The organism is Euryarchaeota archaeon (assembly GCA_016207515.1).
Classification (GTDB): Archaea; Thermoplasmatota; SW-10-69-26; order JACQPN01; family JACQPN01; genus JACQPN01.
Genome location: JACQPN010000012.1, coordinates 170,955 through 184,646, shown reverse-complemented (window position 1 = coordinate 184,646; position 13,692 = coordinate 170,955). Strand labels below are relative to the sequence as shown.

The 13,692-nt window shown below is 59.5% G+C and carries 15 protein-coding genes and 1 pseudogene; 4 read left to right on the top strand and 12 right to left on the bottom strand.

Annotation, left to right across the window (positions count from 1 at the left end):
- Positions 1-1,069: 1,069 nt before the first annotated feature.
- On the top strand, positions 1,070-2,290 hold the full coding sequence (locus HY556_06070; protein ID MBI4393346.1) for a S8/S53 family peptidase: 1,221 nt from the start codon (positions 1,070-1,072) through the stop codon (positions 2,288-2,290).
- On the opposite strand, the gene HY556_06065 is transcribed toward HY556_06070, so the two are convergent.
- From HY556_06065 to HY556_06045, 5 genes and pseudogenes are all read right to left on the bottom strand, one after another.
- A complete protein-coding gene (locus tag HY556_06065; protein ID MBI4393345.1) occupies positions 2,287-3,750 on the bottom strand; it encodes a S8/S53 family peptidase in 1,464 nt (487 codons plus the stop codon). The genes HY556_06070 and HY556_06065 overlap by 4 nt on opposite strands.
- 407 nt (positions 3,751-4,157) lie before the next feature.
- Positions 4,158-5,411, bottom strand: a complete 1,254-nt coding sequence (locus tag HY556_06060; protein ID MBI4393344.1) for a Fic family protein — start codon at positions 5,409-5,411, stop codon at positions 4,158-4,160.
- A gap of 257 nt (positions 5,412-5,668) precedes the next feature.
- Positions 5,669-6,007, bottom strand: coding sequence for a HEPN domain-containing protein (locus HY556_06055; GenBank protein ID MBI4393343.1), 339 nt, complete (start codon positions 6,005-6,007; stop codon positions 5,669-5,671).
- Between the two features lie 14 nt (positions 6,008-6,021).
- Complete coding sequence (locus tag HY556_06050) at positions 6,022-6,741, bottom strand: nucleotidyltransferase domain-containing protein (GenBank protein MBI4393342.1); 720 nt, start codon at positions 6,739-6,741, stop codon at positions 6,022-6,024.
- Positions 6,742-6,755: 14 nt separating this feature from the next.
- Positions 6,756-7,758: pseudogene (locus tag HY556_06045) on the bottom strand (DNA methylase).
- Positions 7,759-7,828: 70 nt separating this feature from the next.
- Between HY556_06045 and HY556_06040 the strand changes: the two are divergent.
- A complete protein-coding gene (locus tag HY556_06040) occupies positions 7,829-8,785 on the top strand; it encodes a Fic family protein (protein ID MBI4393341.1) in 957 nt (318 codons plus the stop codon).
- Positions 8,786-8,803: 18 nt separating this feature from the next.
- Here the strand turns inward: HY556_06040 and HY556_06035 are convergent, their stop codons facing one another.
- From HY556_06035 to HY556_06025, 3 genes are all read right to left on the bottom strand, one after another.
- Positions 8,804-9,106, bottom strand: a complete 303-nt coding sequence (locus HY556_06035) for a hypothetical protein (protein MBI4393340.1) — start codon at positions 9,104-9,106, stop codon at positions 8,804-8,806.
- Positions 9,107-9,417: 311 nt separating this feature from the next.
- Entirely contained in the window at positions 9,418-9,777 is a 360-nt protein-coding gene (locus HY556_06030; GenBank protein MBI4393339.1) for a hypothetical protein, read from the bottom strand.
- A complete protein-coding gene (locus HY556_06025; protein ID MBI4393338.1) occupies positions 9,774-9,932 on the bottom strand; it encodes a hypothetical protein in 159 nt (52 codons plus the stop codon). The genes HY556_06030 and HY556_06025 overlap by 4 nt, the downstream gene beginning before the upstream one ends.
- Positions 9,933-10,019: 87 nt before the next feature.
- Here HY556_06025 and HY556_06020 point away from each other — a divergent pair, with 87 nt between their 5' ends.
- Complete coding sequence (locus HY556_06020) at positions 10,020-10,325, top strand: nucleotidyltransferase family protein (GenBank protein MBI4393337.1); 306 nt, start codon at positions 10,020-10,022, stop codon at positions 10,323-10,325.
- Positions 10,312-10,647: a DUF86 domain-containing protein gene (locus HY556_06015; GenBank protein ID MBI4393336.1), complete on the top strand. Its 336-nt coding sequence runs from the start codon at positions 10,312-10,314 to the stop codon at positions 10,645-10,647. Before HY556_06020 ends, HY556_06015 begins: the two co-directional genes overlap by 14 nt.
- Positions 10,648-10,661: 14 nt before the next feature.
- Here the strand turns inward: HY556_06015 and HY556_06010 are convergent, their stop codons facing one another.
- From HY556_06010 to HY556_05995, 4 genes are all read right to left on the bottom strand, one after another.
- Positions 10,662-11,291 carry a class I SAM-dependent methyltransferase gene (locus tag HY556_06010; protein MBI4393335.1) on the bottom strand — a complete coding sequence of 210 codons (630 nt, stop codon included), beginning with the start codon at positions 11,289-11,291 and terminating at the stop codon, positions 10,662-10,664.
- A gap of 286 nt (positions 11,292-11,577) precedes the next feature.
- The gene (locus tag HY556_06005) at positions 11,578-12,414 is read right to left on the bottom strand and encodes a hypothetical protein (GenBank protein MBI4393334.1); all 837 of its coding nucleotides are present in this window, start codon (positions 12,412-12,414) and stop codon (positions 11,578-11,580) included.
- 33 nt (positions 12,415-12,447) lie between these two features.
- On the bottom strand, positions 12,448-13,353 hold the full coding sequence (locus HY556_06000; protein MBI4393333.1) for a methyltransferase domain-containing protein: 906 nt from the start codon (positions 13,351-13,353) through the stop codon (positions 12,448-12,450).
- Between the two features lie 44 nt (positions 13,354-13,397).
- Positions 13,398-13,682, bottom strand: coding sequence for a hypothetical protein (locus HY556_05995; protein MBI4393332.1), 285 nt, complete (start codon positions 13,680-13,682; stop codon positions 13,398-13,400).
- Between the last annotated feature and the right edge of the window lie 10 nt (positions 13,683-13,692).

Genomic DNA, 13,692 nt, shown 5'->3' with positions numbered 1-13,692 from the left:
TCTTCTCAGGAGGAAAACGACCAGAGCCTCGCCTCATATTGACCACCTCGGGCAAAGCCCCGAGGGGTCAAAAGCGTTCACTCGAAACGGGCCTACGTATTCAACTTGAGAATTGTCCAGCCGGCGAGGGGGTCGCGACAGCGACTATGACATTCTCATGGTTGATTCCCACCCAGAGAGGGCTCGAGGCATTGGGGTCGTCTCCAAAAACACCCACTAGTAACTCGTCTGCGGCCGGTAGGACGGGACTGTCGATGCGCGCCCGACTGGGATCCACGCCGAACTGCAAAGGTCGCCCATCAAAGACAGGGCCACGCACCCGTACGTCAACGTGGGCGTACCCTTGGACCAAATCAAACCTGTCGTCGCCCTGAGTGCCGGTCGTTCCGCTGTCGTCGTAAGAAAAGAGACAACCGGCGACACCGAAAGACGCATCACATGCCGATCTTTCGTTCGAGTAAGAAACGCGCATGTCGGCGTCTCCAATTGTAATCGAGGCCGCAGACGTTTGGCCCGCGCCAACGAGCAACAGGCAGAACGCGATTCCAATACTCCTCATGAGGCCAACGGCTCCCTGCAACTACCATTTAACGAATCGAGCCGGGTCGTCGCCTTCGCAACAAACCAAATCCTTCGTGCAGTTCTGGACGGCGTTTTGCGTCCGGATACATTCCGTCCCGATGGGGTTCACAAGAGGTTCTTCCGGCGCTGCATCTCCTGACGTGGCGATTACCATTGCAAGCAAAATCCCAACCAGCAGTTCGCGTAACAATCCACCAACTCCCGACGCCACGTCGTCGTACGCCTTCATGAAACTTCCGGCGAACCCGGGCTTTCCGAGCCTATCCGGCAGGGAAAAAGCTTATAACGTGGCGGCCGACCTGGACAAGTCTCATACAGGAAGTGGCTTCACATCCATCCCCACGTAATAGGGACCGTGACGGGTCGGGTAGCGTTCGTGTACGGAGCCGTAGCTCTACTGGTTACGGGCGGCTGTATCTCCGCGAACGACCTCCGCCCCTCGGGACAACCGGACCAGGTGGATGTCGGTCAGGTCGATTCCCGACCATTGGTTGTTGCTATAATTGACTCCGGAATCAGACCCTACCACACGGCGTTTTCTGTTCGTGCCGCCGATACATTTTTCAAAATGCTTGTTGGCCAAAATTCGATGCGTGCGGACCACGTTTTGGTTTTGGCAGGGGCCAATGGGGGAACGCCAAGTGCGGCGCATGATTTCGACAAGCAGGTTTGGGACAGCCTCCGAGTCAACGAATTGTATGCGTTCGCCGGGACAAATGTCCTTGGCCTCGCTCTCCCGCGGCACCCCACGGGACCCGTTGATGATGTCACGGGCGCGGCAAAACCCATTCTTTGGGACAATCTCGGCCACGGGACGCGGGTGGCGTCCGTCGTCGCCATACAATGTTCCAACTGCGTCGTCCTCATGATTCAGTACTCGACCACGGATCAAGACTTCGTCCGGGAAGGAACCGGTGCCCAGAGCGACCTACCAGAAGCAATTCGCCTGGCCGCGTCGCTCCCATGGGTGGACGTGATTTCCAGCAGTCTCGGGCACCCATCTGAGTTGCCGGCCACAACGCCCGGGTACGACGCTTCCATGAGAGCCGCCATCGCATTCGCAGTCAGTCAGGGGAAAACCGTTATCCAAGCAACGGCGGACGTTCCCGCCCCCACATCCATTTCCGGAACCGGCGGCCCACCAGAGGTCATTTCAATCGGCGGCGTTGAACCATCTGAAGGCGGGTCACCCTCGGCCGGGACCGGCTCCACCCCCGACTTCGTCACGAATTACTCTCCAAGCACTGCAGATGATACTACCCTCGACGTCGTCAAGAATCAATCTGCAACCAGTTACGCGACACCTTTTTTCGCCGCAATCGCCGGTGAAATTCTTTTCAAACTGCGCGAAGATTGCCGGAAAGACAATGCTTCTTCGAGATGCGAAGCGCTTGCCGAAAAGAAGGCGCCCCTGCTGCTGCGAGACGTGTTGAACCGAACCGCCCGTTATTGGACGAACTCGGATTATGCGCCTCGCACGCCAGATGCGGGTGGTATTACGAGCTTGGAGTACACCCCGATCGCCCCCATCCTCCCCACGCCCTGGGTCCAGATGGGCTGGGGTTACGTCGGTCCCGAAATCGTCCCGGCCGCCGTCGCCTACTTGAAGGGCGAATCCACTCCTCCCCCGAAGCCCGCCGAGGCGGTCCAGTACATGGAGACCACGTACGCGCTTCGTGAGGCGTATTGGTCTCAACGCGCGGGTTAGGGTCGTCCGCAGAGTTTTGGCGTGTCCGGGTCTCCACAGCATTCGACTAGCGGGTTTTGTATGTCGCAGAATCCGTCGAAGGTGGATGGAAGCGGGTTGTCGATTTCGCCTCTGTTCCAGAACGCGTCGCGTATCTTGTCGTTCTCTTCGTTCCATTGGTCTTCGGTCGGCCTTTCTGGGAGCGGCGTGGTTCCGAGGACGACTTCTATCGCGCGCGATCCACTTTGCCCGTCGACGATTCCGTATCCTTCGAAGACGTAATCGACGGGTGTCGGTGGTTGCGTCGTGTCGGTCGAGGCGCCTGGTAGCGGGCCGGTGAGTTCTCTCCACGTGGGGAGGTCGATTCCGGGTGGCGTTTGCATGTTGCATGTCGTCATGTCCGTGCCTCCACGTCCGGTTTCGATGCAGTCCCTGTATGCGTCGTAGATCTGGCTTACTTGTTCCCCCTTCACTTCGGGATCGGGGAAGGGCTCGTCCTCGCTCTGCTGCGGAGTCGGCTGCGCCGTCTTTAGGACAACTTCCTCAAGTTCTGTCCTGTTGAGTTTTCCATCTGCCATTGGCCCGGCGTTTGGCAGCGGCGCGCCGGGTGGGGCGACCACGAGATTGCCCTGTCTCGCTCCGGCACCCTCATCGCCTACGGTATTCCGGGCTTCGGCGATGACGCGCGCGAATTGGCCGGCGGTCACGGGTGTCGCGTAACTTGTTGAGCCTCCGGGCGAGACGACGTCGACCGGGATACTGTGCCAGTAGTGGTCTCTTCGGCTTTGGGGATGGACTGCGCCGACGGTCACCACCCATGATGGGCCCGAGTATTCGCTCGTGTAGGTCGGGTTGCGGTCGGGGGCGACGCCCGTGTTGGTGGCGCCGTTGCCGGCTGCGTTCGTTACTATTTTCCCCTGTTCCGTGGCTCTCTTGGTGAGATCGTTCACTTCGGCTGTCGGGACGTTCGCGACCGTGCCGAGGGACATCGTGATCACGTCGATCCAGGGTTGGTTGATCGCCCAGTTTAGGCCTTGGCGTCGGTCGCCGACTTCGACCATCACGATCAAGACGTCCGGTGATTGCGCTGCGGCGATGCGGGAGACGTTGCTTCCGTGGCCGCAATCGTCGTAGATCCTGCGCTTGTCCGGGGACTCCTGACATTGGATCGCGCTGTTGAATTCGCCGAAGGATATGGCTCCGATTATCCTCGTTCCAGGCATCCAATAGAGTCTACCCCATGCGGCAGTTTGCGTCTCCAGGTCGATAGAGGAGGTGACCGCAGGATAGCCGTCGACATAGGTCGATGGGTGTTCGGTGAGCGCGGGGGAGCGTAGCCATGCTTCCCGGTTGTTGATTCCTGTGTCGAGGATGGCGACCACTGCGTGTTTTCGCGCGGGCGGGGCGTCGGCGGCTGCCATTATCGTGAAACCTGAATTCGTGATAAGCAGCACTATTATCCATGTCGAAACCAGATTCATCCGAAGGCCTCGGTCGTCAGGGGGCCGGGCCCAGCATATCGATTGTCTGGAGAGCGTAGTTGGATCTGGAAGACGGGTGCGCCCGATTACTGGACACGCACGGACGAGCTCGCAGCCTTCCAATTCTCCCGCGTGCCCTTCGGGTTGTGCTGGAGGGTCGCCCACCGGCGGTGGGCTCGCTCCTCGGCGGCTTACGCCGCTGACGGGCTTGTTGATGTCCTTGTCGTGGATTTCGCTTCGCTCATCCTCGGCTTGGCTGCGCCAACCCTCGGCCTTTGAGGAGGAAACCGGCGTCGAGGAAGGCCCGCATCACGCGCACTTCGTAGGCGCGCTTCGTCCACGACCGGTTCCCGGTCTGCGGTCACGCCCATCGCGACGAGGCGGGCACCGACCCGCCATGGTAGTGTTCATTTCTTCGTGTCGTCCTCCGCCTCTTTGAGCGCCCTCTCGAATCTCTCGCGGACCACGAGGGCGATATCTTTTGGTTTCATCGTCGCAAGACGCGGCCCAATCTCGCGAAGTAATTCTTCGAGTTCCAGGGTGATCGCGACGGCGTAACGCTCGACTCGATGAAGAGGATGACGGAATCGGTACATTCGCGCCCGCGTCTCCCCGACTGCTTCGAGGACCCCTTTTTGGGTGAGATCGTTGAGATGATTCCGTATGCTTTCGGCGGAGAGCCTCTCTATCCACCGGGACGCGTCATTCGCTTTGAACCAATCGCCGTGGAGCTTTGCGGCCTTGACTAGTTTTTGGGGCGTCTCGGCCAAGTTCGAGGACATCAGGTCCTTTGTCCGCAACCGGTCGCGAGCGTTCTCGTAAGAAAGGATGACGGCATCCGTTGCGTATTCGACGAGGTCGGTGTACTGGCCCGTTTGATCCGTCCAACCGAGCACGCGGTAGTAGGGTTCCGGATTTCCCGACAACTCCTTCTCGATCATGCACAGGTGCGAGTTCGGAAGCCCGTGGGTTTGAAGATAAAGGTGGAATAGAACGCGACCTACCCGGCCGTTCCCGTCGAGGAATGGGTGAATGCTCTCGAATTCGTGGAAAAACACGGCGGCTGCGGCGACGGGCGAAACGGCCGGGGCTTGCGTGTTCAGCCAATCGAGGAGGCCGGATAGTTCCTCTTCAATGTATTTCGGGGGTGCGCCGATGAACCATTCTTGGCCGTCGGGGCCGGTGACGACTCCTTCGGCCTGCCTGAATTGTCCGGGCAAGACCTCGGGGCCGGCGCCGAGCATCACGAGTGCATGGATCGTTCGGACCATGTCGATATTCCAAGGGTGCTTGAAGATCTCCGGGACCAGCCAGATCGCCCAGTGATTGTAAAACTCCTGGATGGGAAAGGCGGCGTTCGAATTGATGCGGCCCCGCCAGGAGTCGCGAGTGATCCGTTGAGCGTCGTCAAGGGACAGGGGATTGCCCTCAAGTTTCGTCGAACTGTGGAAGTTCATCGCCCAGGCTTCGACGATGAGATCCACGTAGTCGTCTTGGCGTAGGACGAAGCGGTGGAGCTCCTCGTCGAGGCGATGAATGGAGGTGAACTTGGCGGAGGAGCTCGCGGGAACCCGGATGACGGGCTGGAACGGAACTTTGCGACGATGTTTGAGCCCGGCCGATGGCACGCAGTGAGCGTATTTTGATTGGTTAATTACCACAATAGCATTGGTTAATTAGTTATTATATATAAGGCCTTCTGACATTACTGGTTAAAGTTCTGGTAATCGGACCGGATGCCTGAGAAACGCATAGGGCCCCGCACGAGCGGGGCGAGCGGCAACGTCGCACTGGGCGCCCAACGATGGATCCCGCGTCTACCACCACTTCCCGCTCAACCTGGGATCCTTGGCGTCTTCCTCATCCTCGGGCTTTCTGAAGACGAACAAGTGTTCGTGGGCTGTGTCGCGCACCTTGGTCACGGATTCGCGATCAAAGCCACGAGTGCTCGCGCCATGGCAAGTCCGTCTCTTGCCTCGTTCGAAGGCACAGGTTCATCAAAACCGTAACCACCACGCGAGGAGTCGCCAAGAAATCTTGACAGTGCTCGCTCGCTCATCCCATCGGGAACGAGTCGTCGGAAGGCCAGCTGTCCAGCCGGATTGTGGTCGCGGCCCGGGGAATGGCCGGCCCGAATCAGGAGCACCTTTGCCGCGAGCTCGGCGGCGGTCCTCGCCTCCTCGTATGCGACGTTGAAGAGCTTGTTCTTGAAGGCAAGCTCGGCGGCCTCCAGGTACTCTCTTGCCCGATCTCCCATTCGCTCCTCTTCGATCACTCTTCACCTCGCCGCGCCTCGACGAACCACGCGTCCTCCCGAGAAGAATACACAATCAAGCCCTCTCGCCGAACCGCTTTTTGGAGTTCTACCGGCAATTCGCGGAATTCGTCGGCAGCGATCACCTTCAGGTCCAGTTTCCGCGCGGCCGAGAGATTCACGTCGGCGGCTAGGTCCTTGAACTTTTCCTTGGGGTCGCCCAAACTAGGCGCCAGGATGAGTAGGTCCAAGTCGGATCCTGGCCTGGCATCTCCGCGGGCGCAGCTCCCGTAGGCGATCATGGTGACGCCAAGGTCCTCGCCGACGTTTCGAACTGATGGTGCTCGCACCGATGAAGCGTGAAAATGACCGTGCATCTCGGCGGATTCCAAGAATCGAAGCAAGGTTTCTTGGGCATCGTAATCGGGAACGCGTGAAACGAGCGGGTATTTCCATGAAACGGGAGCGCCTGAAGTCCACGAAATCATGACGTTCCTTTCCGGGTCGACCCATGTTGCGCTCATGTAACGGGCGAGCCGGTAGGTGCGCCCACGTCCCTTTGGGGCCGGGTCTTCTGCGACGATTCCCAGCTTCACCATCGCGCGAAGCTGGGCGAGAGCGCTTGGAGGAGCGAGCCGCATGTGGCGAGCGATTTCCTTGAGCGTTGCTGGCTCGCTCGTCTGGCGGCCTAGGAAAAAACCAACGATTTGGCGCTTTGTTCCCTGAATCTCAGACATAGTTAGGCAATAAGCTAGTTAGCTAAATAACTTAATAAGCCTTTGCTTTGGAGGGAAACACGCCACCATTTCCTGCTCAACCGGTGCTCCTTCGCGTCCTCCTCATCCTCCGGCTTGCGGAAAATGAACAGGTGCTCGTGCGCTATCTCGCGGACTCGCCTGCGGCTCGTCCGCTTGGTCCTCGCCGACCGCGGTCGGCTGTGGTCTTGTAGAAGTCGTACCTCTCCGCCTTCCAATTCTCCCGCGTGCCCTTCGTGTTGTGCTGGACCTTCGCGCACCTGCGGTGCGCTTGGTCCTCGGCGACTGTCGTCGCCTCCGGCCTTGATGATGTCCTCCTTGAGGAGAAAACCGGCTTCGAGGAAGGCCTGCATCGCGCGCACTCGCTTCGCGGTCTGCGGTCACCCGCATCGCCATGGGGACGTAGTGGCGGCCCTTTCGCGTGTCACCCATGAGGATCCCCGCGTGTTTTTCGGGCTTGAGTACCCGGTAGGTCTCCTTCGCGACATCCAACATCGCCGCGAGGAAGTCGTCGAACTTCCGTAGTGAGGATAAATCCCCCGCAAGCCGACCTTCGGAGTATGGAATGATGAACGCGTAAGGCGGGTGAGTCTCCACGAGGTCGATGGAAGAATCCTCGAGCTTGTCGAGACGGCGAGCGTCACCGGGGAACGTGCGGATCCTTGGCCCTGAAGGACTCCGGTCCTTCGGGCCTAGCGGAACCTCCGGGTTCCGCGTCGGCGGCTTGTAATCGGAATCGGGCGAAGAGTACGGGAAGTTCAACCGATCGCGAGCAACAAGGAGAGCATCAGGATTGATGTCCACGCCGACCGCGTTACGACCGAGAAGCTTGCACTCGACGAGAGTAGTCCCGGAGCCAAGCATCCGATCGAGAACGAGATCGCCGGGACGCGTGCAGTGGAGGATGAGATTGCGAGGGATGTACGGAGACCAGTTGCCGCGATAGGAACCGGAGTGGTTGGCCGAATGCTTGCGATACCCGGAAAAGAGATGATGTATGCGTTAAACCCAGTTTTTCCTCTAAAAGCATATATAACTCCGAAGCAGAATACGTATTTTGTCCCACGCCATGGTAAAACGCCCCCTCTTGACGGTCTTGTCCGATGCCTTGCGTGACCACATCGGGGATCTCGCAGACCTCCCTGACTCCGTCTGGAAGCGGACCGGCGCGCTGAACACCTGGGGGACCAACGCCATCGAAGGAAACACGCTCACGGAGGCGGACGTCGAGGCCTTACTAATTCGGGAAGAAAGCGTCAGCGGGCGCCCCGTGCCAGACGTCGTCGAGACATTGCAGCACGAGGCGGCCTTTCGCGGTCTCTTAGGGCGGCGCAAGAAAACGCTCGAACTGGTCACGGTCCTGGAGCTTCACGAAGAGGTATTTCGAGGAACGCGCCTCAAGCGGGCCGGCCATTGGCGCACAAGCAACGTCTTCATCACAGGGACCACGCACGTGCCTCCCCGTAGAGAGAAGGTCGTCTCACGAATGGAGACCTGGTTGAATGATTACCGGCGACGCCTGCGAGCAAAGGAGGATGCCTTCTCCCTTGCAGCCTGGGCGCACCACGAGTTCGAGAGCATCCATCCGTTCGAGGACGGAAACGGCCGCGCCGGCCGCCTCATCCTGAATCTCCACTTTCTCAAGTGTGGATGGCCTCCGCTCCACGTCTTGCCGAAGGATCGGGACGAGTACCTGGAAGGGCTGGAAGCGGGACACGCGAAGGATTACGCGCCGTTGCAGTACTTCCTCGAGGTCCGCATGGCGAGAAGCCTTCTCGACCTTCTGGACCAAGTCGGCTCAGAGCGGGACGAACTCAAGCCCCTCAAGGAGTTCACCAAAGAAAAATGGAACCCGTACGGCGCCCACTATCTCTCGCTGCGGGCCGGTCAAGGGGCCCTACCGGCGATTCATGTGGATTCCACGAGTGCCCTCACCGGACGGAAACGGGCGAGGGGGAGGCCGATGTGGTTGACGAGCGAGACCGCCCTACGCGCTTACGTGGATGAAACAAGGAAAGGATCCTGACGTGGTCCGAGGACCACCCTACCACCACTTCCTGCTCAACTTGTGCTCCTTCGCGTCCTCCTCATCCTCCGGCTTCCTGAACACGAACAGGTACTCGTGCGCGATCTCGCGCACCTTCGGTGCGCTTGGTCCTCGACGCCTGCGGGCGTCTGCGGTCTTGTGGAAGTCGTACCTCTCCGCCTTCCAGTTCTCCGGAGTTCCCTTCGTATTGTGCTGGACCTTGATGACATCCTCCTTGAGGAGGAAACCGCCTTCGAGGAAGGCTTGCATCACCCGCGCCGCTATCGGGACGTAATGGCGGCCTTTCCTTGTGTCTCCCATCAGGATGACGGCGTGTTTCCCGGGCTTCAAGCCGCGGTACGCCTGCTTCGCGACGTCGAGAATTGCGGCGATAACTTCCCGAGTGGGCGGCCTGGAGCGTCCAGTGGAATTGCATACCATTAACCGAGACGTATAAGCCGCGATTTGCGGGATTCCGATACGATGAGCGAATCAGGAAGGCCGCGACAAGCCCAGCGACCATTGGTGGAGCGGGTTGATGGGAGAATCCTTTTCCGATTCAAGGCAGAACGGCGCAAGTTTCTTGAAGAAACCGCCCGGGCGTTCTCTCGCTTGATGGACTGACCGCACGGTCATCCCCGGTACCACGATACCCACTCCCGAAGCGTCTTGATTCCCGTCGCTTCGAGCACATCCACGACTTTCGGATCGGCGAGCCCTCGCATGGTCACGGAGCAGAGGTTGCGGTGCTCCTCACGGACTTGCAAGGCAGTCATGTGAAAGTCGGAGGCCCTGATCTCGGCCTCCGTGTTTTCGCCAATCCCAACATGGGTCCAGCCCTCCTCGAAGGCCAGTCCCACCATATTCTGGTGGCGGACGAGTTGGAGGAGGTACTTGCTCTCGCTGAAGAATGTGTACGTCTGGCGGAATAACCGCCGTGCGCCCCTTCCTCGGAGGTCGAATCCCGGCCAAGGGACGCTCTCGCTCGTCAAGTAGAGGCCTTGCACTCGACGAGAGTGGTATCGGAGCCGAGCATCTGATCGAGGACGAGATCACCGCGTCGTGTGGAGTGGAGCATGAGATTGCGAGGGATGTACGGAGACCAGTGGCCGCGATAGGAGCCGGAGGGCGTGGCCAAGAAGCCCATGCCGGGGAACGCCAATGGCGAAACACAAATCCCAAGGCGGCCCCATACGAAGACCTAATATCCTTGTACGCCCGATTCCCAACGGGCATGCATAAGCGCATCAAATTGGAACCCAAGGAACTCCGCGCCTTTTGCAAGGCACACCACATCAGCCGATTGTCCGTTTTTGGGTCGGCGTTGCGAGACGACTTCCGGCCGGACAGCGACATCGACGTGCTTGTCGAGTTTGAGCCGGGACACACGCCAAGCCTGTTCCGACTTGCCGAGATGCAAAGGGAATTCTCCGCTCTCGCGGGTAATCGCCAGGTTGACATGCGAACGCCCGACGACCTGAGTCCTTACTTCAGAGAAAGGGTAGTCAAGGCGGCCGAAGTCCAATATGCAGAAGCCTGACCGCGAACGCATCCAGCATATGCTGGACGCCACCGAACGTATTCTCGAATTCGCGGGCGGCATGGATCTGGCGCTCCTGCGGAAGGACAATAGGACCGCGTTCGCCATCGTGCACCTCTTGGAAATACTCGGCGAAGCGGCGAATCACGTGTCGGAGGGCGAAAAACGGGCGACGCCGGGAATTCCCTGGCGTGACATCGTGGATACGAGGCACCGCTTGATCCACGGCTACTTCACGATCGACATCGAAACGGTTTGGAAGACCGTGGCGGAGGATTTGCCGCCCCTTAGGGAAAACCTCAGGAAAATCTTGAACGCGTAGGTACGCGGCCGGCCCTACCACCACTTCCTGCTCAACTTGTGCTCCTTCGCGTCCTCCTCGTTTTCCGGCTTTTGAAAAACAAAGAGGTGCTCGTGCGCTATTTTGTAGAAGTCGTACCGCTCCGCCTTCCAATTCTCCCGCGTACCCTTGGTATTGTGCTGGACCTTGATTACGTCCTCTTTGAGAAGAAAGCCCGCGTCTAGAAACGCTTGCATCACCCTCATCGCCATCGGGACGTAGTGACGGCCTTTGCGCGTGTCACCCATGAGGATGCCGGCGTGTTTTCCAGGCTTCAGGACGCGGTAGGTCTCCTTGGCGACGTCGAGCATGGCGGCGAGGAAGTCGTCGAGCTTTCGCAGCGAGGATAGATCCCCCGCAAGCCGCCCCTCCGAGTATGGAATGATGAACGCGTAAGGCGGGTGAGTCGCGACGAGATCCACCGACGAGTCCTCCAACTTGTCGAGACGACGGGCGTCACCCAAGAACGTGCGGATCCGAGGGGCCTTGTACTCGGGATCCAAGGAAGAGTAGGGGAAGTTCAACCGGTCGCGAGCGACCAGAAGCGCATCGGGATTGATGTCCACACCGACCGCGTTACGACCCAGGAGCTTGCACTCGACGAGAGTAGTACCGGAGCCAAGCATCTGATCAAGGACGAGATAGCCGGCGTTAGAATGTGCACCGCGAGGTTGCGGGAGACGCGGATGGACCACTTGCCGCGGCACGAATTGCATTCCATTAGGCGAAACCTATAAGCGAGCCGAACAGCCATGGATGGTGGATGAGTGGCTCCGAAAGACGCCGCCAGGCCACCAGGCCCTTGGTTGAACGAATCGACGGCCGCGTGCTATTCCGCTTCAAGCCTGAGAGGCGAGCGTTACTGGAAGAATCCGAAACGGCCTTCGCCCAACTTCCGGATTGAAACGGGCGTCACAAACGGAACCACGCGACCCACTCCCGGGGCCTTCTCTTCCCGGGCTCCGCCAGGCCTGTTTTCGATTTCTCACCCGCCAAGCTCATTATCGTCATGGAGCACAGCTCCTGATGAGCCGCCCGCAACTCTTGGGCGGTCTTCGTGAGATCGACGTCTCGAATCACCGCCTCCGAGCTCTCGCCGATGCCCAAACGAGTCCAGCCCTCCTCGAAGGCCAGTCGCACCATGTTCTGGTGGCGGACGAGTTGGAGGAGGTACTTGCTCTCGCGGAAGAATGTGTGCGTCTGGCGGAATAGCCGCCGTGCCCCCCTTCCTCGGAGGTCGAATCCCGGCCAAGGGACACCCTCGCTCGCCAAGTAGAGGCGAGCGAGTTCTAAGGCTGTGCGGTGGTTCGCGTTTGGAAACGGGTGTGTCAGTATCGTCGAGGAGAGAATGTCGGTGGCAACGTCCAGACGAGGGCCGTTCCATTTGTACCGCTGGATGCATGAATGCAACGCCGCCACGTCCAAGCTCTTGTACCATCGCGGGGTTCGACCCGCGGCCCGGCCCGCGCGGAGCATCCGGCGAAACACGGCGATCGCCAGCCGCGTCGCTTCCCAGTCGACGCTATGGGTGTGCGGGATCCCCGCCCTCCGGAGAGGCGTCACGTCGTGTCTCGCGGCCACAAGAAAAATCTGATTGCCGCGAGGCGATTCTATTGGAGCGTTCCACGCGACGAAACCGTCACGAACCAAGGCTTCCGTCTTCTGTTGGGCGTGGTGTTCGTCGCGAAAAAGGCCCCGGAGGGTGAATCGCGTGGAGCCCCGGGCCGGATGGAGGTCAAGGGTCGACAACGGGGCCCCGATTGATCTTCCCGGATAAAGGCTTCACCACCACTTCCGGCTCAACTTGTGGTCCTTCACATCCTGCTCGTCCTCGGGCTTTCTGAACACGAACAGGTGCTCGTGGGCGATCTTGTAGAAGTCGTACCTCTCCGCCTTCCAGTTCTCGCGCGTGCCCTTCGTATTGTGCTGCACCTTGATGACGTCCTCTTTGAGAAGAAAGCCCGCGTCCAGAAACGCTTGCATAACTCGCATCGCCATCGGGACGTAATGCCGCCCTTTCCTCGTGTCCCCCATGAGGATCCCGGCGTGTTTTCCCGGTTTGAGGACTCGCAGCGACTCGCGGGCGACCTCTCCCATCGCCAAGAGGAAATCGTCGAGCTTACGAAGCGAAGAGAGATCGCCCGCGATGCGTCCCTCCGAGTAGGGAATGATGAACGCGTAAGGCGGATGCGTCGCGATGAGATCGACGGAGGAATCCTCCAACTTGTCAAGACGACGAGCATCACCGAGAAAGGTACGGATGCGAGGCGGTTTGTACTCCGGATCGAGAGAAGAGTAGGGAAAGTTCAACCGGTCGCGCGCAACGAGGAGAGCATCAGGATTGATGTCCACGCCAACGGCGTTACGGCCGAGAAGCTTGCACTCGACGAGGGTGGTACCGGAGCCGAGCATCTGATCGAGAACGAGATCGCCGGGTCGAGTGTAGTGGAGGATGAGATTGCGGGGAATGTACGGAGACCAGTTGCCGCGATAGGAACCGGAGTGGGTGGCCCAGGAGCCGCGGTCTGGAAAAGACCAAACGGTAAATGATTCTGGTCGGTACGAGGCCGCCGGAGAAAATGCCTTTGGCGCGTGGGACTCACCTACTTCTACGCGCGTGCCCTCAATCAGCACATGATCTCGATTTCTTATCGCTTCCAAAAACCGGACGTGCGTCAGCTCTACCATCGCCTTGAGAGTGGCCTCGGCCGGCGCTTCTGAGGTCTTCGGGCTCATTCGTCCTTGCCCCGGGCCATGGCGGCCTTTGCTATCTCCGCGAGAACCACGCGCCCCGCAGGCGTGATGTCATAGTACCTCCCCTTGGCCACAGTGGGTGCGAGACAGACCGCGAGTCCCGCCTCCGAGAGTTCGCCTAGCGCCCGACTAACATGCGAAGCGTGTTTTTCGAGTCTTTCGACTAACTCGCCGGGAAGCAACTTGGATGCCGAGAGTTCCACCAGGATTCTGAATCGCAGCTCGCTGGAACGCACAAAAGCAATCTTGGTCCAGTCCGCCATCGAACCCGAA

Bases quoted from the DNA above. Each gene is read 5' to 3' on its own strand.
- HY556_06065 (MBI4393345.1), bottom strand. From the start codon at position 3,750: ATGAATCTGGTTTCGACATGGATAATAGTGCTGCTTATCACGAATTCA.
- HY556_06055 (MBI4393343.1), bottom strand. From the start codon at position 6,007: ATGGGAGATCGGGCAAGAGAGTACCTGGAGGCCGCCGAGCTTGCCTTC.
- HY556_06050 (MBI4393342.1), bottom strand. From the start codon at position 6,741: ATGTCTGAGATTCAGGGAACAAAGCGCCAAATCGTTGGTTTTTTCCTA.
- HY556_06040 (MBI4393341.1), top strand. From the start codon at position 7,829: ATGGTAAAACGCCCCCTCTTGACGGTCTTGTCCGATGCCTTGCGTGAC.
- HY556_06035 (MBI4393340.1), bottom strand. From the start codon at position 9,106: ATGGGAGACACAAGGAAAGGCCGCCATTACGTCCCGATAGCGGCGCGG.
- HY556_06025 (MBI4393338.1), bottom strand. From the start codon at position 9,932: ATGGGCTTCTTGGCCACGCCCTCCGGCTCCTATCGCGGCCACTGGTCT.
- HY556_06020 (MBI4393337.1), top strand. From the start codon at position 10,020: ATGCATAAGCGCATCAAATTGGAACCCAAGGAACTCCGCGCCTTTTGC.
- HY556_06015 (MBI4393336.1), top strand. From the start codon at position 10,312: ATGCAGAAGCCTGACCGCGAACGCATCCAGCATATGCTGGACGCCACC.
- HY556_06010 (MBI4393335.1), bottom strand. From the start codon at position 11,291: ATGCTTGGCTCCGGTACTACTCTCGTCGAGTGCAAGCTCCTGGGTCGT.
- HY556_06000 (MBI4393333.1), bottom strand. From the start codon at position 13,353: ATGGTAGAGCTGACGCACGTCCGGTTTTTGGAAGCGATAAGAAATCGA.
- HY556_05995 (MBI4393332.1), bottom strand. From the start codon at position 13,682: ATGGCGGACTGGACCAAGATTGCTTTTGTGCGTTCCAGCGAGCTGCGA.